General features: G+C 44.4%; 22 protein-coding genes. 12 read left to right on the forward strand and 10 right to left on the reverse strand.

All coding sequences use genetic code 11. The annotated features are described in order from the left end of the window. Nucleotides 1-267 precede the first annotated feature (267 nt). On the reverse strand, nucleotides 268-2,241 hold the full coding sequence (locus tag ACOOFG_RS10470; RefSeq protein WP_420421416.1) for a S41 family peptidase: 1,974 nt from the start codon (nucleotides 2,239-2,241) through the stop codon (nucleotides 268-270). A gap of 285 nt (nucleotides 2,242-2,526) precedes the next feature. Here ACOOFG_RS10470 and rpsL point away from each other — a divergent pair, with 285 nt between their 5' ends. From rpsL to ACOOFG_RS10515, 9 genes are all read left to right on the forward strand, one after another. Further along, a complete protein-coding gene (rpsL, locus tag ACOOFG_RS10475; protein WP_420421417.1) occupies nucleotides 2,527-2,898 on the forward strand; it encodes a 30S ribosomal protein S12 in 372 nt (123 codons plus the stop codon). Between the two features lie 19 nt (nucleotides 2,899-2,917). Continuing rightward, the gene (rpsG, locus tag ACOOFG_RS10480; RefSeq protein ID WP_420421418.1) at nucleotides 2,918-3,391 is read left to right on the forward strand and encodes a 30S ribosomal protein S7; all 474 of its coding nucleotides are present in this window, start codon (nucleotides 2,918-2,920) and stop codon (nucleotides 3,389-3,391) included. A 9-nt stretch (nucleotides 3,392-3,400) separates the two neighbouring features. Then, complete coding sequence (gene fusA, locus ACOOFG_RS10485) at nucleotides 3,401-5,488, forward strand: elongation factor G (protein ID WP_420421419.1); 2,088 nt, start codon at nucleotides 3,401-3,403, stop codon at nucleotides 5,486-5,488. A gap of 13 nt (nucleotides 5,489-5,501) precedes the next feature. Beyond that, entirely contained in the window at nucleotides 5,502-5,840 is a 339-nt protein-coding gene (gene rpsJ / locus ACOOFG_RS10490) for a 30S ribosomal protein S10 (protein WP_420421420.1), read from the forward strand. Beyond that, complete coding sequence (locus ACOOFG_RS10495; RefSeq protein WP_420421421.1) at nucleotides 5,840-6,208, forward strand: hypothetical protein; 369 nt, start codon at nucleotides 5,840-5,842, stop codon at nucleotides 6,206-6,208. Before rpsJ ends, ACOOFG_RS10495 begins: the two co-directional genes overlap by 1 nt. Nucleotides 6,209-6,313: 105 nt before the next feature. Beyond that, complete coding sequence (locus ACOOFG_RS10500; protein WP_420421422.1) at nucleotides 6,314-6,706, forward strand: hypothetical protein; 393 nt, start codon at nucleotides 6,314-6,316, stop codon at nucleotides 6,704-6,706. Between the two features lie 21 nt (nucleotides 6,707-6,727). Then, nucleotides 6,728-7,099 (forward strand): hypothetical protein, encoded by a 372-nt coding sequence (locus ACOOFG_RS10505; protein ID WP_420421423.1) that lies wholly within the window; start codon nucleotides 6,728-6,730, stop codon nucleotides 7,097-7,099. Between the two features lie 95 nt (nucleotides 7,100-7,194). Next, nucleotides 7,195-7,602, forward strand: a complete 408-nt coding sequence (locus tag ACOOFG_RS10510; protein WP_420421424.1) for a hypothetical protein — start codon at nucleotides 7,195-7,197, stop codon at nucleotides 7,600-7,602. 12 nt (nucleotides 7,603-7,614) lie between these two features. After that, nucleotides 7,615-7,986 carry a hypothetical protein gene (locus ACOOFG_RS10515; protein WP_420421425.1) on the forward strand — a complete coding sequence of 124 codons (372 nt, stop codon included), beginning with the start codon at nucleotides 7,615-7,617 and terminating at the stop codon, nucleotides 7,984-7,986. Here ACOOFG_RS10515 and bamE read toward each other — a convergent pair. From bamE to ACOOFG_RS10530, 3 genes are all read right to left on the reverse strand, one after another. Beyond that, nucleotides 7,976-8,314, reverse strand: coding sequence for an outer membrane protein assembly factor BamE domain-containing protein (gene bamE, locus ACOOFG_RS10520; RefSeq protein ID WP_420421426.1), 339 nt, complete (start codon nucleotides 8,312-8,314; stop codon nucleotides 7,976-7,978). The genes ACOOFG_RS10515 and bamE overlap by 11 nt on opposite strands. Before the next feature lie 227 nt (nucleotides 8,315-8,541). Continuing rightward, a complete protein-coding gene (locus ACOOFG_RS10525; protein WP_420421427.1) occupies nucleotides 8,542-9,018 on the reverse strand; it encodes a hypothetical protein in 477 nt (158 codons plus the stop codon). After that, complete coding sequence (locus ACOOFG_RS10530; RefSeq protein WP_420421428.1) at nucleotides 9,018-10,151, reverse strand: FtsW/RodA/SpoVE family cell cycle protein; 1,134 nt, start codon at nucleotides 10,149-10,151, stop codon at nucleotides 9,018-9,020. The genes ACOOFG_RS10525 and ACOOFG_RS10530 overlap by 1 nt, the downstream gene beginning before the upstream one ends. 39 nt (nucleotides 10,152-10,190) lie before the next feature. Between ACOOFG_RS10530 and ACOOFG_RS10535 the strand changes: the two genes are divergently transcribed. Both ACOOFG_RS10535 and ACOOFG_RS10540 read left to right on the forward strand, forming a co-directional pair. Next, nucleotides 10,191-10,925 (forward strand): biotin--[acetyl-CoA-carboxylase] ligase, encoded by a 735-nt coding sequence (locus tag ACOOFG_RS10535; protein WP_420421429.1) that lies wholly within the window; start codon nucleotides 10,191-10,193, stop codon nucleotides 10,923-10,925. Next, nucleotides 10,922-12,121: a glycoside hydrolase family 5 protein gene (locus ACOOFG_RS10540; protein WP_420421430.1), complete on the forward strand. Its 1,200-nt coding sequence runs from the start codon at nucleotides 10,922-10,924 to the stop codon at nucleotides 12,119-12,121. The genes ACOOFG_RS10535 and ACOOFG_RS10540 overlap by 4 nt, the downstream gene beginning before the upstream one ends. Nucleotides 12,122-12,332: 211 nt before the next feature. Here the strand turns inward: ACOOFG_RS10540 and ACOOFG_RS10545 are convergent, their stop codons facing one another. Both ACOOFG_RS10545 and ACOOFG_RS10550 read right to left on the reverse strand, forming a co-directional pair. Next, nucleotides 12,333-13,142 (reverse strand): BPL-N domain-containing protein, encoded by an 810-nt coding sequence (locus tag ACOOFG_RS10545; protein WP_420421431.1) that lies wholly within the window; start codon nucleotides 13,140-13,142, stop codon nucleotides 12,333-12,335. After that, nucleotides 13,127-13,684, reverse strand: a complete 558-nt coding sequence (locus ACOOFG_RS10550) for a biotin transporter BioY (RefSeq protein ID WP_420421432.1) — start codon at nucleotides 13,682-13,684, stop codon at nucleotides 13,127-13,129. Before ACOOFG_RS10550 ends, ACOOFG_RS10545 begins: the two co-directional genes overlap by 16 nt. 202 nt (nucleotides 13,685-13,886) lie before the next feature. Here ACOOFG_RS10550 and ACOOFG_RS10555 point away from each other — a divergent pair, with 202 nt between their 5' ends. Beyond that, nucleotides 13,887-14,684, forward strand: a complete 798-nt coding sequence (locus ACOOFG_RS10555; RefSeq protein WP_420421433.1) for a winged helix-turn-helix domain-containing protein — start codon at nucleotides 13,887-13,889, stop codon at nucleotides 14,682-14,684. 21 nt (nucleotides 14,685-14,705) lie between these two features. On the opposite strand, the gene ACOOFG_RS10560 is transcribed toward ACOOFG_RS10555, so the two are convergent. From ACOOFG_RS10560 to ACOOFG_RS10575, 4 genes are all read right to left on the reverse strand, one after another. Next, nucleotides 14,706-15,509, reverse strand: a complete 804-nt coding sequence (locus tag ACOOFG_RS10560) for a hypothetical protein (protein WP_420421434.1) — start codon at nucleotides 15,507-15,509, stop codon at nucleotides 14,706-14,708. 137 nt (nucleotides 15,510-15,646) lie between these two features. After that, a complete protein-coding gene (locus tag ACOOFG_RS10565; RefSeq protein ID WP_420421435.1) occupies nucleotides 15,647-16,423 on the reverse strand; it encodes a NifU family protein in 777 nt (258 codons plus the stop codon). Beyond that, the gene (locus ACOOFG_RS10570; protein ID WP_420421436.1) at nucleotides 16,420-17,586 is read right to left on the reverse strand and encodes a cysteine desulfurase family protein; all 1,167 of its coding nucleotides are present in this window, start codon (nucleotides 17,584-17,586) and stop codon (nucleotides 16,420-16,422) included. The genes ACOOFG_RS10565 and ACOOFG_RS10570 overlap by 4 nt, the downstream gene beginning before the upstream one ends. Beyond that, nucleotides 17,583-18,305 carry a 2,3-bisphosphoglycerate-dependent phosphoglycerate mutase gene (locus ACOOFG_RS10575; RefSeq protein WP_420421437.1) on the reverse strand — a complete coding sequence of 241 codons (723 nt, stop codon included), beginning with the start codon at nucleotides 18,303-18,305 and terminating at the stop codon, nucleotides 17,583-17,585. The genes ACOOFG_RS10570 and ACOOFG_RS10575 overlap by 4 nt, the downstream gene beginning before the upstream one ends. Nucleotides 18,306-18,312: the final 7 nt, after the last annotated feature.

Genomic DNA, 18,312 nt, shown 5'->3' on the forward strand with positions numbered 1-18,312 from the left:
TATCTTATTAAATCCTAAAATGTTCTCTTCTATTACAACGAGTCATACCTTTTGTGTAGGTACGAATATATGAGTCTGAAATGGAATGTTTAATGAATCATAAGAAGCTCAGATCCAATCTGAGACTTTGTAGACTTCTTTCCCGTTCCTTACCCCAATTGATCCTATTATAACAGATTTTTTTAATTAAATTAAATAAATGATTTTAAATTGAAATAAGCTTATTATTAATAATTTACGTATAATTAGTTTTCAAACTATTGAAAATTAGTTGGTTGAAACAGAGATCGAAGCCATGTCTTTGACGATTTCGACAGCTTCTTTCATCTGAAGGTCTTCAGCTCCAAAATTAGAGACAATCGACTCTCGTCGACTTTGGAAGCCTGTGCGCTTGGGACGGTAACCTTCAGCAACTTTGAGGAAGAACTGAAAGTTGCGATCTTTCTCAAGCCTCTCTTGGCTATTTGTTTGCAGTTGAGAGAGCATCTGACGCCACTCGCTAGGATGAGGAGCGAGATAAGGAACCGAAATCGGCTCGCGATCGCGAAATGACCTTTTCTTGATCTTGCTAAGGGAGCCAAACACTTCACCTGTAAGCTGGTCACTTGCTATGGGATGTTCTAGATACCGCTCCCCTATATTATAAGGATGGAAAATAGTTGGAACGAGAATATCTGACTTCACCCCGGTGATTTGAGGTGAGCGCCCTGAGGCAGTGCAGTAACGCCCGACCGTCACTTTGAAAAAGGAGGTCGCCCGCTCATCAGTCAGGGTTTGATACTGCATCGATCCTTTTCCATACGAACGTTCGTCGCCGACAATGAGTGCTGCACCATGATCTTGCAACGCTGCCGCCACAATTTCAGCAGCCGAGGCTGAGGCCTTTGAAATGAGAACGGCAAATGCGCCCCCATAATAATAACGCCCATCGACGTCACGCGCATAACTCACTTCTCCATCCGCATACTTGGAAACCACAATGATCCCGCCATTGATAAACATCGCGGAAACTTTGATGGCTTGCGTCAGAAACCCCCCTGAGTTTTCCCGTAGATCAAGTACGATTCCATAGACTTTTCCATGGTTGCGAAGCGTTCTTAGCGCCTCACGCAGATCTTTTTCCGCACTGACATCTCCCCCATTATCGTAGAAGTCAGGCATGTTGATTTTCCCAATGACCCCATCTGCAAACGGTTCAAACTCCACTGAAAGTCGGTCATCGTTCATCACGATCTTTTCACGAATGAGTCGCACAGAGCGCTGCTCTCCGGTTTTTTGCTTCTGCAACTGAAGTGTCACTTTTGAACCAGAACCTCCCTTCATCAGGTCGAGAACTTCTTCAAAGTGCATCGCTGTCACTGACTGACCATTGAGCCCGACAAGAGCATCTCCAATCTCCACTTGCTGAGATCTGTGCGCCGGTCCACCTTGAACAAGATCTGCCACATAGATCCCATCAAAATCCTCTCGAAAAACCACCCCAATCCCTGAAAATTCTTTTTTGAGATTGGCACGGATCTCATAGGCCTCTTTCGGACTATAGTATCCTGAGTGAGCATCGAGACTTTTGGCCATAGCTTTTAAGATATGTAGGGTAAGGTAATGGTTATCAAGCTCCTCAGCCCCTTGGGACAGGTAAGACTGCTCGCTCAGTGTCACCTTACTTTCTCGGAAAATCAGAATTTTTTGTAGCAGCTCCGGTGAGGGATCTGTGACGCCCTTCTTTTTCAAAGAATATTTCATTTCTCTGATGAGACGAAAGTAGACCCGTTCGTGGAGTTCTTTAGGATCTCTTGCATAGTCATAGTCTTCGTCTGGAAGAGCCTGCGATAATACTGCTGGCCCTTCTCTAAGGATCTTCCCTACAACTTGTTGGCGAATCTTTTGCTGACGCACAATGGCTTTTTGAATGGCCTGATTGAGCTGAGCATATGCCGGAAACCTGTCGTAGCGATAGTCGCGGATAATCTGGTTCACTGTTCGGTTATCTATAGAAAGGAAGCCTTCCACCTCTCCTTTTAATAGGTAGAGGCGCTCAGGATCAAATTGTTGAATATAAACTTTAAAGGACCGGCGGACCACCAGCGGTGAAAACTCGCGGTTCTCAACGTGGTAGGCAAACATTTTTTCCATCGTCTCTCGGACGTTACGCGGACCCAATGTGAAGTTGTCGGCAAAGAGCCCTTGCCCTAAACCCGTAAGAAAGAAAAGACAAAAGAAAATGAGACGTCGGAAACCCACCTAACCCCCAATTGCTATTAAGATAGGCCATTAAACCCAACTATAATTATTATATAATTATTGAAAACAATTTAATAAAATTAACTAATAATAAACAATTTAAGAGTTAGTTTCAAGTTGAGTGGGAATGCAGGAAGGTTGGAATTGGGGGCAATTGAAGGCCGCTTCAAAATCTTTTGCAAATAAATCTTCAGGTGCGTTATATTGCCACATTATTTGTATGTTGATGGTTTTTTGTCTTTGAAACCTATGACAAAATGCAGAACGAAAGGAGTAATTACCTGAATGCCAACGATCAACCAACTTATCCGTAAAGAGCGCGTCTCCAAGAAAAAGAGAAGCAGATCGCCTGCGCTCGTCAAATGTCCTCAAAGAAGAGGCGTTTGTCTTCAGGTGAAAACAAAAACACCGAAGAAACCTAACTCTGCCCTGCGAAAAGTTGCCTGGGTTCGTTTATCGAACGGTCAGGAAATTATCGCTTATATCGGTGGAGAAGGTCATAACTTACAAGAACACAGTATTGTTCTCGTCCGCGGCGGAAGGGTTAAAGACCTTCCTGGTGTCCGCTACCATGTTGTCCGAGGTACCCTTGACTGTACGGCTGTTAAAGACCGTAAGCAAGGAAGATCTAAATACGGTGCTAAAAGGCCTAAGTAGAAACAGAGGTTATTGTTAAATGTCCAGAAGACGTCGTGCTACGAAACGAAAAATCCAACCCGATCCAATTTACAATAGTGAAGTGGTCACAAAGTTCATCAACCGTGTGATGCTTAGCGGGAAAAAATCTCTCGCAAGAAGAATTGTCTATTCAGCACTTGAAAACTTTGCAAAGAAAGTTCACGCAGAAGATCCCATCATTGCGTTTGAGCAAGCCATGGAAAATGCGATGCCCACTCTCGAGGTTAAGTCTCGTAGAATTGGGGGAGCGACTTACCAGGTCCCAATCGAAATCGCACCTGACCGTCGCCAATCAATGGCAATGAAATGGATCATTTCAAATGCAAGAGGCAAAGTTGGCCGCAATATGATTGATGGTTTGGCAATGGAACTTTCCGATTGCTTTAACAACCAGGGCTCCACAATTAAGAAAAAAGATGACACCCACCGCATGGCCGAGGCAAACAAAGCCTTTGCACACTACAAATGGTAAAGGAGAATCATGGCGCGATCTGATAAAGACAAATTAGAACTAGTACGCAATATTGGCATCATGGCTCACATCGATGCCGGGAAAACGACCTGTACTGAGCGTATTCTTTACTATTCTGGACGTGTTCACCGCATCGGAGAAGTTCATGAAGGTGCCGCCACCATGGACTACATGGAACAAGAACAAGAGCGCGGTATCACCATTACATCAGCGGCAACAACAGTTTATTGGGACGGTTGTAAAATCAACATCATCGACACTCCCGGACACGTTGACTTCACTGTAGAAGTTGAGCGCTCTCTTCGCGTTCTCGATGGAGCCGTTGCTGTCTTTAGTGCTGTTGATGGTGTTCAACCACAATCTGAAACAGTTTGGCGTCAAGCTGAGCGCTACGGCGCTCCTCGTATTGCTTTCATCAACAAAATGGACCGCGTCGGAGCTGACTATTTCTACTGCGTCAAGAGCATGGAAGAAAAACTCGGAGCAAACGCCCTCCCCGTTCAATGCCCAATCGGAGCCGAAAACGACTTCCTCGGAATGGTCGACCTCGTCACCATGAAAGCTTACCTCTTCAAAGATGAAACGATGGGAGCAGAGTACGACGTCGCTGACATTCCAGACGATTTAAAAGATCAGTGCGATGAAATGCGCGGCAAAATGCTCGAAGAGCTTGCGACAGTTGATGAGTCGAACGAAGACTTCATGATGAAAGTTCTAGAAGATCCTGACTCTTTAACTCCTGATGAAATTCACGCAATGATTCGTAAAGGGGTATGCACAAACAAAATCAACCCCGTTCTTTTAGGTTCAGCTTTCAAGAACAAAGGGGTCCAACCTCTTCTCGACGCCATCACAAAGTGGATGCCTTCACCGATCGAGCGTGGAACAATCAAAGGAATGAAAGAAGACACTGAAGAAGAGCTAGGTCTTGAACCAAAAGATGATAGCCCTCTTGCAGCGCTTGCATTCAAAGTCATCACTGACCCTTATGTTGGTCGCTTAACTTTCATCCGTATTTATTCTGGAACCCTCACAAAGGGAATGACCCTAATCAATACGACAAAAGGCAAGAAAGAACGCGTCTCACGTCTCCTCGAAATGCACGCGAACCAACGAAAGGATTTAGAAGAAGCCTTCACAGGTGACATTGTTGCTTGTATTGGACTTAAAAACTCCAGCACTGGAGACACCCTTTGCGCAGAAACCAATTCGCTTCTCCTAGAGAAAATGGAATTCCCAGAGCCTGTGATTTCGATGGCGATTGAGCCAAAATCTAAAGGTGACCGAGAAAAACTTTCTGTTGCACTTGGTGCGCTTTCTGAAGAAGATCCGACATTCCGCGTCAGTACAAACGAAGAAACTGGACAAACGATTATCGCTGGAATGGGAGAACTTCACCTCGAGATCTTAAAAGACCGTATGATGCGTGAATTTAAGGTCGAAGCGAACGTTGGAAAACCTCAGGTTTCTTACAAAGAAACCATCACTACTCCAGGAAAGTCAGACACCAAGTTTGTCAAACAATCGGGTGGTCGTGGTCAGTACGCGCACGTTTGCTTGGAAGTCGAACCGAACGAGTCTGGCAAAGGAAACGAAGTTGTCAGTAAGATCGTCGGTGGTGTCATTCCAAAAGAATACATCCCTGCTTGTATCAAAGGGGTGAATGAAGGATTGGATACCGGAGTTCTAGCTGGCTACAACCTCGTTGACGTTAAAGTCTCCATTGTCTTTGGTTCCTTCCACGAAGTCGACTCGAACGAGATGGCGTTTAAGATTTGTGCATCGATGTCGATCCGCGAAGCTGCTAAAACTTGTAAGCCAGTCATCCTCGAACCGATCATGAAAGTCGTGGTCACAACTCCTGAAGATTTCTTGGGAGATGTGATGGGTGATATCAACCGTCGCCGTGGAAAGATTATGAATCAAAAGAATGAGCGTGGAGTTGTCATCTTTGAAGCAGAAGTTCCACTTAGTGAAATGTTCGGCTACTCAACGACCCTCCGCTCTCTCAGCTCTGGTCGTGCGACCTATACGATGGAACCAAGTCATTTCGAACGTGTCCCATCCAAAATTCAAGAAGAAATTATGAAGAAATAAGAGAACAAAACTTATGGGAAAAGAACCGGCCAAAAAAGAAACTAGTCGAAAGAAAATACGGATCCGTCTGAAAGGATACGACCAACGTATTCTTGATCGCTCGACTGCTGACATCGTTGAAACGGCTAAGAGAACTGGCGCGCGCGTCGTGGGACCTATCCCTCTCCCGACAAAAAGAGAAGTGTATACCGTTCTCCGTTCTCCTCACGTCGATAGAAAGTCTCGCGAACAATTTGAAATTCGTACACATATTCGTTTGCTAGACATTTTAAACCCTACTCTTGATACGATCGATAAGCTCAAAGTTCTTCCGGTCGCAGCAGGTGTAGACATTAAAATTAAAGCATCCTAATGGGACAAACCGCGGTCACAGTTTCAGAGTCAGCTCCTCGCGATATAACTTATTTTGAATCGTTTATGACCCGGTTTACTCGGATCAATTTTACAACTGCCCTCGTCGGCACCGTCGCTGGCGCGGGCATTTATTTTGCCTTAAAATATTTTGAAAAAACCATCGACAATTACGACAACCGCCCTGATAGTCTCACTCAAAAAACTTATACGCACATAGAAACCCTTTCAGAAATGATGCTGAAAGCAGGCATCTACATTGGAATCCAAGGATTCATACTCTCTCAAATATTAAATGTTGGTTACTACATCGTGAATGGACACAGCGCCATTAACTACAGTCAAGCTCTCGTACTATCGTTTACCTAGACAAACTTATAAAATTTCTTTTATCTAGACAGTTCATTCATATTAATTGACTTTTATCAAACAATAAATCATAATTTATACGATTTTATTTAAATTGAATGAACAATGAGACCAATTCCACCTTTTGAACAGGTTCTACCTATTTTTCGCTTTGGTTATGAAGCGCTATTAACACGCTTTGCAAAGGTCTCGTTTATTGCTGCTGTAACATTTCCCCTAATTGGCGGACTTTTTGCAGCACCATTATTGATTGCAACACGTTTTGGAAACAACAGAGAAGCCGAACAGCACCAATTAGTCAAATACGGCTTCGCCCCCCTTGGCACGATTGGGATTGGCTTTTGCTGCGCTGGACTTGTCGCTGTGGGAAGCCTTGCTCTTTGCATCCTGTTTGACTTGACCCACAAACTGACCATAGGAAGACACGCCATGAGCTATCGCTATGTTTTTTTTCCATTTCGGTTCAATTTCATTGATTTTAACGCCTTGATAAAGTAAAAATTCTTCGGAGGAGATCAGATGTTTAGCTATATTAATCCAGTTTCACTATTTAATTACTTCAAGGAACCCAATCCTGAAACAGCCCAAGCAGCAATTGACTTTCTGACCCGCTCAGGAACTGGAATGACTGCTATCGCAGGAAAGGCTCAGTATGTTTTTGTAGCAACTCTTGCTAGTGCCCTTCTCCTTTATTCACGCGCTGGAATGGACGAAGATGAAAGAGCGTATTCAGAGAATTCAACCACTTACACGGTGCCAGTTTCTCCTCTATACATTTTCTCAAGATTTCTATTTTGTATCGCATTGCTATCGGGATTTTCTTACATCAATTGTAAAGGTGGATCCTACCTTTCCAATTATGCAATATCATGGATACAAAACCGCACTTAATAATTAAATTATAAGTTTAATTTTAAATTGAATTATAGTTTACTTTAAACATTGATTCGAATATTATTATTGCGAAATTTTGATGGAGTAAAAACATGACAATGTCTAGCCATTTATCAGAGTTTTCAGGGTTGTTTACAACGAATGTCACAATTGACACGACAAACATTACCCTAGCTCATCTCAGCAAACTTGGAAAACTTGAGTTAGAAAAGCTCTTGTCTGTTTACGGAACGAGCCTTGAGAGTGCATTGCTTGCTCGCACATTCGCCAATTCAGTGGCTATTCATGCTTTAGGGATTACATTTATCTCTGGTTTTATTGCCCATCAATCTACAAGAGAAAACGTGCGAAAAGTTGCAACATTTATCACTGTGGCTTCCGCTCTTACGGCTTTTCTTGCAGGTTTCACAAGTGTTGTTTATACTTTTCAAATTCATGATTACGCTTACTGGAAAAATGTTTGCATAAAGTTCATAGAACTCACACCCCAAAGTAGTTAAAGAGGCTCAAAGATGTCACTTCCAAGTTCATTTACAATTTTTTCCCCTTCCTTTTCATTGTTCAAAAGGATTACGCCTGCTGAGTACTTAGCTCGCTCTGAAATGACGTTAGCTCAACTTCCCAAATGGAAAGATGCAGCTTTGGCAATTGCAATTATTTCTTTTACAACTTTGCTGACTTCAACAGCAATCGCAGTGATAGCTCAGGATGAATCAAAAGCAGAAAACAAACAGGGAAGAGTTTATAATATTGCCCTGAACTGCATGATCTTCTCCGCGGCCACCCTCTTTTTATCCTTAGTGGCTTATCCAACTATGTCATACGGAATTCAACCTATGCTCGCAAAGCGCATCGATTGGCTCCAAGCACTGATCAATAGTTAGGATACGGATCATCTGAGTAGATGGCGTTAAAGGGAGGCGGGTTCGAAAGCTTCATGTATTTTCCAATGACCTTTCCATCCACAATCACAATGTAATAGCGCCGTTGCTCGATCACTTCATTGCCAATGCGGATCTTTTCAATGTACTCATACGTTTCCTTTTCATCACCTTTTGAGTAGATATTATACGGTTTCCCATACACCTTTGTCACTTCAGAAGCTGTCATCCCCACTTCGACATCTGAGTATCCATCGCGAGTCATCGCGGCCTGGCGTGAAAAACAACCAGTTAACAAAAACAAAGGGAGAATAAACTTGAGTACTTTCATAGGAATTAACTTTCCTTTTATTTTTACAAATAAAAGTTTCGCTAATTCCTCGCAACTAGATAGTGTCGTCACGAGATGAGCAATAGAGATACGGCTCATACAAGAATAGTTCAAGGCGACTGATACAGGAAGCCCAAATCTGGCTTGCTAAGGAAGGCAACGACGAAATTTTCCTCAGGAGTCGCTTAAGAATTGATCAACTTGTGATGACACAATCTAGAATGAACTTATTCAGCAGCTTCTTTTTTTTCTTCTTCAGGTGCTTTTTTCCAGATCTTGCCATGAATCACCGTACGAAAGTCGTCATTCGCCGCATATTCAGCATGCAGAAGATAGGTGTCAGGTTCCTGCGCAGCTTCGTAGAATTCGAACCCTTCGAATCCTAACTGACCTAAACGAAATTCCCAGCCAATGAGATTAGGGTTGATGATGCCCTTCCCAACAACTTTTCCAATCGATTGATTTTCGAGCTTAATGACAAAGTTTTGACGCGAGACATCGTAAAAAGAAAATTGATTGTGCATGATTTCGGAAAGACCGGCAATTTGAATTTCCTGGAGACAAGCGATGAGTCCTTTATCGTCCGCGGGTGGAACTTTCCAACGGGTATAAAATGGAAGTTTTTCATCCATCATGGAAAGGGAAATTTTTCCTTCTCCTAACCAAGAACCGGGCTCAAATATAAACGGGTGTTTCTTTGGCATCAAAACATGTACCTTCTTGTGTAAACGCTTTGCAATATGCCTAGCGCAATCATTGTCCACAAAACAGAAGACCCCCCATATGTCATGAGCAGAAGAGGCACTCCTGTGATTGGCAAAAAGCCGCACATCATCCCGATATTCACCACAACGTGAATAGCGAGATAAATCGTTACACCAGCTGAAAGAACGCGCCCAAAGTGGTCGCGTGCAACTGCGGTAACTTGAAAACTACAATAAATCAATCCGAAAAACAAGAGGAGGATTAAAAAAGCTCCAAATAGTCCAAATTCCTCGGTAAAGGCTGGAAAAACCGAATCCGTTGAAGCTGCTGGCAAAAAGCCATGCCCTGTGAAAACGCTTTCTCGAAATCCACTCCCTGTATATTTCCCTAAGGCAATCGCCGTTTGCGCAGCTTGATGGTGGTAAGTCGCAGGGTTGAGCCGTTCGTACTGGTAATCTTTTAAAAAGTGGGTGACAAAAGGACGCATCTCTTCATGGGAAATCACCCCAAGAAAAATGAGCGCTGTGATGAAAATCACCACGAGACCCAAAGAAGCTAAAATCATCACAACCTTTTTATTGACTCCCCCAAAGTAAAACATCCCCAAGGTGATCGGATATAAGACAAGTGCCGATCCCAAATCAGGCTGCTTCAGAATGAGTGCAAAAGGGATAAACGCAATGACCGATGCCTGAAAAAAAGTGCTCCAGTCCCCTACAGCTCTTCCCTTTCTTTCGAGAAACCAACTCAAAGTTAAGATCAATGAAAGCTTGGCACATTCTGACGGTTGCACCCCAATACCAATAATCGGAATGCGGTACCATCTATGAACATTTTTAATTGAGTCTGTAAAAAAAAGCCCCAGTAGCATTACAATCGTTGCAAAGTAAAAAATCCAAGCCCACTCACGCAGCTTATGGTAGTCGAGACCGGCAAAAAATACGTAGGCAACCGTTCCCATCCCAAACCATTGCAACTGACTTTTGACAAGTGGAGTGAAAAAGCCGATTTCAGCGCCATGAGTATCCGTGATGGAAGTAGCTGAAATGACAAGCAAGCTTGCAATCATCAGCCCCAAAAGTAGGGGAAATGTACGAAAGTCGAGACGGCGTAAGTACTGGTGGTTCCACATATTTAGAAATTATCCAAAATCAAGGGTTAAAAGGAAAGAATGTCTCTAGAAGTTGCAAAAATTCACTTAAAGACGGTCACTTCGACCAACACATGGGCAAAAGAAAACTCTTCTCATTTTGATCTAGCCAAAATGACCCGTGTGACCGCTTCAGAGCAGACGCAGGGGCGAGGCCGCTTCAATAGAAGTTGGATCTCTCCTGAAGACGTTAACATCTACGTCACATATTTTTTTACGATTCGAAAAAACGGTGTCGACCTGAATAACCTCTCTCAACTCCTCTGCCTGAGCATTGTCAAAATGCTCCACCACCAAAAACTTGCCCCGCAAATTAAATGGCCAAACGACATCCTCGTGAATGGAAAGAAGATTGCTGGCATACTCTGTGAAGTTCTCGATCAGGGTGACAAACATGGCGTGGTCATTGGAGCAGGCATCAATGTGAACATGCCAAAAGAAGATCTTGATCTTATCGATCAACCCGCCACCTCTCTCTTGCAAGAAAAAGGAGAAGTACTTCCACTCGAACCTCTCCTTGACCTTCTAGATCAATTCTTTGCTGCCGATCTCGACCTCTACAAAACAGAAGGGTTCAAACCGTTTTACAAAACCTATGATGATCTTCTCACTCATAAAGGACAACCCATCACTTTGCGACAAAATGGTGATGCCATAACAGGCACTCTTCATTCACTCAATCCCGATGGGCGGCTCAATCTACTTCTTCCTTCAGGGGAAATCAAAACTGTTAGCACCGGAGAAATCAAAAAATGAAAACCAAACTCAAAAGCCTTATTACATTCCTCATCGCATCTTGTACCCTTTTTGCCGACGGACCAGAAGTCGGCAATTATGTGGGAGATGGAAAAAACCCCAATATTCATTTTCAACTGTCTACCAACTCTCCTGGATGGCATTCATATAGTATCGCTCACCAGGGGCAAGGTAACATTCCATACAACTCTCAAGATCCTGACAATAATGAATGGAGCGCTTGGAATATTTACGACCAAGACAATAATTATTACGGTACTTTCACTCTTGGGGCAAACGCCTATGCAACATGGTGGAAGGGATATGTTCCCCCACAACAAAAAGATCCTACGTCTCCGTACTCAATTGAGAACATTCAAGGTAAAGTTTCGGGTGGGGGCTACTTCATTTCGATTACTGGAACTCCAAAAGGAGATGGAGGCTCAGGCCCCTTTCCAAATGCGCCTGTGGCAACTCCAGCAGTTTATCCTGGAACTACCAACCCAATTTTTCTTAGCGTCAAAGAAGATAAAATCGTCAACGATAAAGGTTCCGAGCTTCGCTTAAAAGGACTTGTTCGCTCTTCTTTAGAATGGAACCCTCAAGGTCAATATCTCAGTCCAAATGATATCGCACTTATGGCTGGATGGGGAGCCAATGTCATTCGCCTCGACCTCAAGCAACAGTATTGGTTTGATTCAGAGCCTGTCTCCAAAAAGGGTTCCTACAAGCAAATCATTGACGCTATCATCTACTACTGTACGCAGCACGATATTGCTGTCATCCTCGACCTCCATTGGACGGATTCTCATGGGCAACCTCCTATGGCAGACCGGAATTCAATCAAGTTTTGGACGGAAGTTGCAACCGCCTATAAAGACTTTGGAACTGTGATGTTTGAGCTTTTTAATGAACTGTTCAACATTGATCAAAACACTTGGCTAAACGGCAACACTGAGTACGCAGGCTACCAAGAACTTTATCACGCAGTCCGTAGCACTGGAGCGCAAAACATTGTAATCATTGGGGGGCTCGATTGGGCGTACAAATTGGACTTTGTAACCGCCAGCTTTGAAGTCAGCGGAGAGAACATTGTCTACAACTCGCACCCCTATGATGATAAAGGTGCACCAAATTCACCCATTCCATTCGTGAAAAACTTCGCTGGAATTAAAGGGCGGTACCCAATAATTTTCACCGAGTTTGGGGATAATTAAGCAAACGATTTCCCCCCAAACAGTGAAAACTATAAAACCGTCTACCAAAGAATCTATGACTACATCGGTCAAAATGGGATTCACTACACCGGGTTCGAATGGTTCGTCGATCATCCTTATGCACCCTCACTGATTAAAAATTGGCAGGGAGATCCGCAATGTGCAGGAACATTTGTGAAAGATGACCTGCAAAACAATCCCCCTACGCCGATTAATCAGTAAGGGATAGCAATAAATCTGCGAAGCATTGAACTCTAAATTCCTCTGTTCCTTCGAGACTTGCAACAATCTGTTCCCAATCATGTGCCGGGAAGTATTTTTTATAGACCGGCACATCGATATCGCTCGCATGATAACCCAAATGCAGGCTCGATAAGATCGCCCGACCCTTTCCAATGCGACATTTTACGACAGCTGCAGAAAGCTTTTTAGGAATGAGCGGATCTTCATACGAAACGAGCACTTCGTGGCCTGTAGTTGCTTCATTAGGGATAAACGCTCCCCCTCCACTGATCAGCACCGGCGCTTTCCTAGCTGTGTCTTTCCATCGGACTTGCAACGCTCCATGATGAAACGAAATGTCATCCGTATCAGATGGGATCAAAGGTCCCTGCGCCACTCCATTAAAGAAGCAAAGCTCTCGAGTTTTATCCAGGCATTCTTGCGTGGAAAGTTGATAAACTGTCCGTTTCGACGCAAAATAACTCCCCCCACAAACACTAAAAAAAAGCCCCCCTTCTATAACAAACCTCTTGAGTTTTTGGACTTGCTCTCCAAGATGCTCGTCATATTCCCCGGCTTTTCCTCCTGGCAAAATGAAAAGCGTTTCAGCAGGCGTCCATTTATCTGGAACCACCTCCTTTTCTCCGATTTCTGCAATTTTCCATGGCCCTTTGACATAGCCAAACAAACGCATGAGTTTGGTGACACTTTCTCCATAAACGCCAGGTCCATTGTAAATCAGGATAGAACGAATCGGCGTCTGCATTGCTGTAAGCGATAATCTTATCTGCGTTGCCATCGTACGTACCCTCCCTTCAATGATGCTGCGCATACGATTTTCAATAGTGCAGGCCATAGAAAAGGTAAGAGCCCAACATCAATCGCAGAGCGAAAACCGATCTGAATCGCAAGCCAAGAGACTCCAAGCAGATAAATCACCACTTGCCCTACCAGAACGGAAAAGATCAGCCACCAATAAGATGGGCGTTTCCGGTAGTTTGCTAATTTCCCAATCAAAAACGCCACAATCGGAAAAGCCACCAAATACCCTCCACATGGACCAATCATCCAAAGAGGATTCACTGACCATCCCGATAGCACTGGAAGCCCAACCGTTGCCGCGCCTAAATAAAGACACGTTGAAAGAGCTGCCTTTTGCCCTCCTTGAAAAAATGCCAGCAGAAATATCGCAAGCGTTTGTAAAGTGACTGGGACAGGACCAATGAGCACTTCTACTTGAGAACATCCTGCCAAAAAAAGCCCTCCTAAAAGAACGTGAAAGACCCACACAAGAGTTGGATAGGTGCGGCGCGCTGCCACTGTTTCTGTTTTTGTATTCATATTCAATCCTCCGTCAAATTGCCCCTTCAAGATACGACGTCAGAAATTGAAAATGACACTCTAAACCAGACTTCACAACCCCCGTTCCACCTATAATTTAGGTGATATTTTACAAACAATACCTGCAAGACAGAGCATTTTTCTTGAACCTAAACACTTTAATCGCGCAAACTTGAGCTATGCAACCAAGCTTATCAACTAAATGTTAGGTGAACTTTTAGGCAGCCAAAAAGTTGGCAACGCCCTTCTTTTCCTTTTCATCAATGGCAAGGGGTATCCCTCTCAAATCGCCAACGCCTTAAGTGTCGGACTGACACCCGTCCAACATGCATTGAAACGACTAGAAAAGAGCTCCATTGTTTCGAGTTATTACGAAGGAAAAAACAGAATCTACGAACTCAATCGCAGTTACCCCCTGTATGAAGAGCTTGAATCGCTTATCAAAAAAGCTTTCTTTCTCCTCCCAAGTGAAGGCAAAAAAAACTACCTAATCTCCCCTACTCCTACGAAGCCAAAAGATTCGTCACTCAAACAAAGTGTTCCCGCTGTGCTAGCAACGATATGGAAAAAACTCGAAGCAACCACTCAAGTGATCTACGTGGCCCACGATCGAAGTGGAAGTGAAGCCCAAACGGCAGGACAAGGAAGTGGCCTGGTTAAAATCACAAAAGAAGCACCCTACCAGCTCATCTTTGAAGAAGAAGGATCATGGCAAACTGAGCAAGGACTAACCTTCAACTACAAAAATTACTTTCGCTGGACAGTCGACACCATGCGCGGCATCTTAGCGGTCGAACACCTCCGGTTCGGTAAGCATCACCCCGTCTTTCTCTTTCACCTTGTTCCCGTTTCTGATCGCCTACTCGAGCCCGTCACAACAAATGCCAACGGCGAGGAGACCTACTTCGGCTACCTAGAAAACAAAGTGCACGGACTGAAGTTTTGCACCCGGACGATTTCGCCTCAAAAAAACGAATCCATCACCTACTTTTACACCTAGATCGTGTCGAGAGGAAACGATTTACTGAAAGTCTTCTGTATAATCAAGCCAAGTGTCTAAATAGTAAATCGTATCTTGATTGTATCCCCAAACCTTGTGCTCAACACAGGTTCCATTTGCGACACTAAAATCAAACCACCATTCCCAAGTCGATGCTTGAGCAAAGTCAACAAGATGATCGATAAGCTCTTGAGGTGCCCGTTCATCGACAAAAACAGCGTATTTCTTGTCCCAGGAAATGGAATAATTATAATAGGGGTCTCCTGGCTCTAGTTGAAACGCTCGTTTTGCGCTCAAAGTCCGCCCTTCGGGATTATAGAGCAGACGTACTTGCAATGTTTTGCCATTTAATTTGTAGTAAAGGACTTTGTTTTGAAACGTTGAGCTACGAAAAACTCTCTCGGCTTCGGCATCATTTTGGGCATCTTCAATGGATTCTGCTATATAGACAGGATGAATGCCGCCCCACTCTTCAATAGTCAGAGGGCTTTTTCCTCTAAGGTCAATGTGGGCCTCACCATCAACATAGCCCCACCTGGTCAAAAGATCTTCTAAGTGATGAACAAATGGCAACGGAAGGTCTCCCACCACATAGAGAGAACGTGAAGTTGGCCGCACTAACACACCACACCAAAGCATTTCTCTATTAGGATTCGCGATGATTCGAAGCGGGTAACTCTTACCTTCAAGTTCAATTTGAATGACTTCATTAGAATAAGCCCCGGCAAAGATCTGAGTTTGGATCTTTTGATCACATTGCAGACTAGAAAGTGGGGAACAGATACTGAGAAGTCCAACTACCATAAGAAACAAAAAAGCTTTCACGTTTCACCTACACGTTAAATGAGATAAAAAAACTGTAACTCAAGCAGTTGAATTCTGGCAACGAAAGTATCCTTACCTTGGATTGAGGTCATATCATCTCTATGAGAGGTTGATAGGGCACATTATGGCTTCTTGATTTAGAAACTTAAGAGAGATAAATCGGGTTTAACTGTGAGATTGGGGTGGACGCGGGCGCGTAAAATCTCTTGAATAGCGCTGAGTGTTGCCCCTGTTGATGAAGGACAAGTCGTGCAGGCACCTTGATAGGCGATGACCACTTCGTTGTCATTTTTAAGTTCGGGGACTTCGATCCCTCCGGCATCGAGCTCAATGTAGGGTTGTACTTCTTCTTGGACAACTTTGCGAATGAGTTCAAGCTTCTCTGCAAATGAAAGAATGTCCCATTCGGGATACTCCCCAGTAGATGCGAGATGCGAGGGAACGGGTGGCGAGTAAGAGGGATCACTGATGGGAATATCTAAACATTTTTCACAGGCAATATCGAGAGCTTCTAAAGCGAGATTTAAGTGGTGCGAAGCAGACTCGGGAAAGGCGGGTGTGTGATCAAAATCGCGCAGTTTTTTATCAACCAGCTCTGCTGTTAAGCGGCGGGCTTGGTCGTAGTTTTTTCGCAAAATGATGTCGCAAATGGCATCGGCTGCACCGATGAGTGGACTTTCTCCAAAGGCTTGGAATTTGACATCGGCAATGATGCCATCGGTTTCATCAACAACGAGATAGAAAATGACGTGATTTTCGTCAGCCCCATCTTGGCTTTCACCAGAAACAACGCGCATTTCTTGCTGCGCGCCTTTGTTACCACTAAAAAACCCAACATTACGTGGCGCTAGAATCCGTTCGACAAGAAGATTACTGTACTCAGCCCAAGGATACGGTTTTAAATAAGGGTTCATACTTTCACCTTCTCCGAAAAGGTTCGGCATTTGGCTGCTGCATCGGCAAGAATGCCTAGAGCTCGTTGGATGTCTTCTTGAGTAGTCGTGCGACCAAGGCTAAAGCTTAGAGCGCATTTGGCGATGTCGGGGTCGATTCCGATGGTTTGCAGTAAGGCAGGCAGTTTTTGATGACGACCGCCGCCAAAACTTGCAAAGACATCTTGCTGCGCTAAATGAAAGGCTAAGAGTTCACTTGGAACACCTGGAAAGGCAATCACACTGACATTGGGAAGGCGTGGAATCTCACGGAAGAGAATTTGTGCCTGTGGCCAAGCACTTTCAAGACTCGTTTCAAAGTGGTTGCGAAGGCGGGCTGTTTCCATGCAGACGTGATTGAAATGTTCTTCGAGTTCTTCAAAGGCAATGCCTAGTCCGACAAGGCCAGGGAGATTCAGTGTTCCACCGCGCTGTCCATGCTGGTGAGTCCCGTCGGGAATGAGGGGTGAAAGCGTGTGGGGATGGCGGATGAGCAGTCCACCTGTTCCTTTGGGACCGTGGAATCGGTCGCCATCAAACGTGAGGTAATCAATGGAAAGATCCTCAAAGCGGAAGTAAAGTTTGCCTAAAACATCACTGACATCAACGTGAAAAGCGACTCCTTTTTCTTTGCAGACTTCGGCGAGTTCCGCAATGGGATGCAAAATCCCTGTGAGCCCACTGGCCCAAGAGAGAGAGACTAAGCTGGTGCGAGGTGTAATGGCGGATCTTAAGTTTTCGGGGGTGAGAACACCTTGGTCATTGAGTGGCGCGAGTTTTTTTTGGATGCCCAAAGGCTCAAGTCGGTTGATGCCCATTAGACAAGAAGCATCTTCAATGGGAGTGGTCACAAAGTGGTTCTTACCTGTCTCGGAAGCTTCATCAATAGCCAATGCGTGGTAAATGTGACTAATCGCTTCGGCTGCGCAAGAGGTGAGGATGAAAGTGTCTTTTTCTGCTGCCCCTAAAGAGGTTTTGATTTTGCGCATCTTTTGGTTAATCGTAGCAAAAGGCTCTTTCCCTTTGAGGTAGGGAGCAGTTGAGCAATGCCAGTGCCTTTTGAAAAAGGGTTGCATTTGTCCCACGAGATGATCGGAAGGACCCGTTGTGGTCGCGTGATCGAGGTAAATTGGTGATTCCATCATGCCCCTTTCAAATAGACCTGTTGGACTTGATCAATCTCTTCCCGTTGCCAAACCCCATTATCATAGCTATAACAAATGGGATCGCCGGTGGGGATTTCGAGTTCTAAGACTTCTTTTTCTGAAAGTTTATCCAAAAACATGACGATCGAACGTAGAGAGTTGCCATGTGCCGAAACTAAGATGTTTTTCCCCTCTTGGAGATGAGGTACGATTTCATTTTCAAAGTAAGGGATAGAGCGCTCAGCCGTCATTTTTAAGCTCTCACCATTTGGAGGTGGAGTGTCAAAGCTGCGCCGCCAAATCTTCACCTGCTCTGCGCCATACTTCTGACGGGTTTCATCTTTGTCGAGACCTTGGAGTTCCCCGTACATGCGCTCATTGATTTCCCAGGCTGTGACCACGGGAACGGTCATTTCTGAAGCTTTGGGATTGTAATTCTTTGCCCAAGTTTCTTGCTTCTTTTCATCGGGGTGGAGCACAACGGGAACTTTCCCTTCGGAGTGGACACTCATAGCAAGCATCGCTGTGAGCTGCGCCCGAATAAGCGAAGACATAAAGATGATGTCGATAGGGATGGCAGAAAACCGCTTCCCCGCATTCAAAGCTTCTTCGATACCAGCCTGGCTTAGGGGAACGTCGACCCATCCGGTAAAAAGGTTGCGCTTATTCCAGACAGATTGGCCATGGCGGAGTAAAATAATTTTTGGACACTCTTTCATATTTTTT

This window comes from Simkania sp., assembly GCF_965215465.1.
GTDB lineage: Bacteria > Chlamydiota > Chlamydiia > Chlamydiales > Simkaniaceae > Simkania.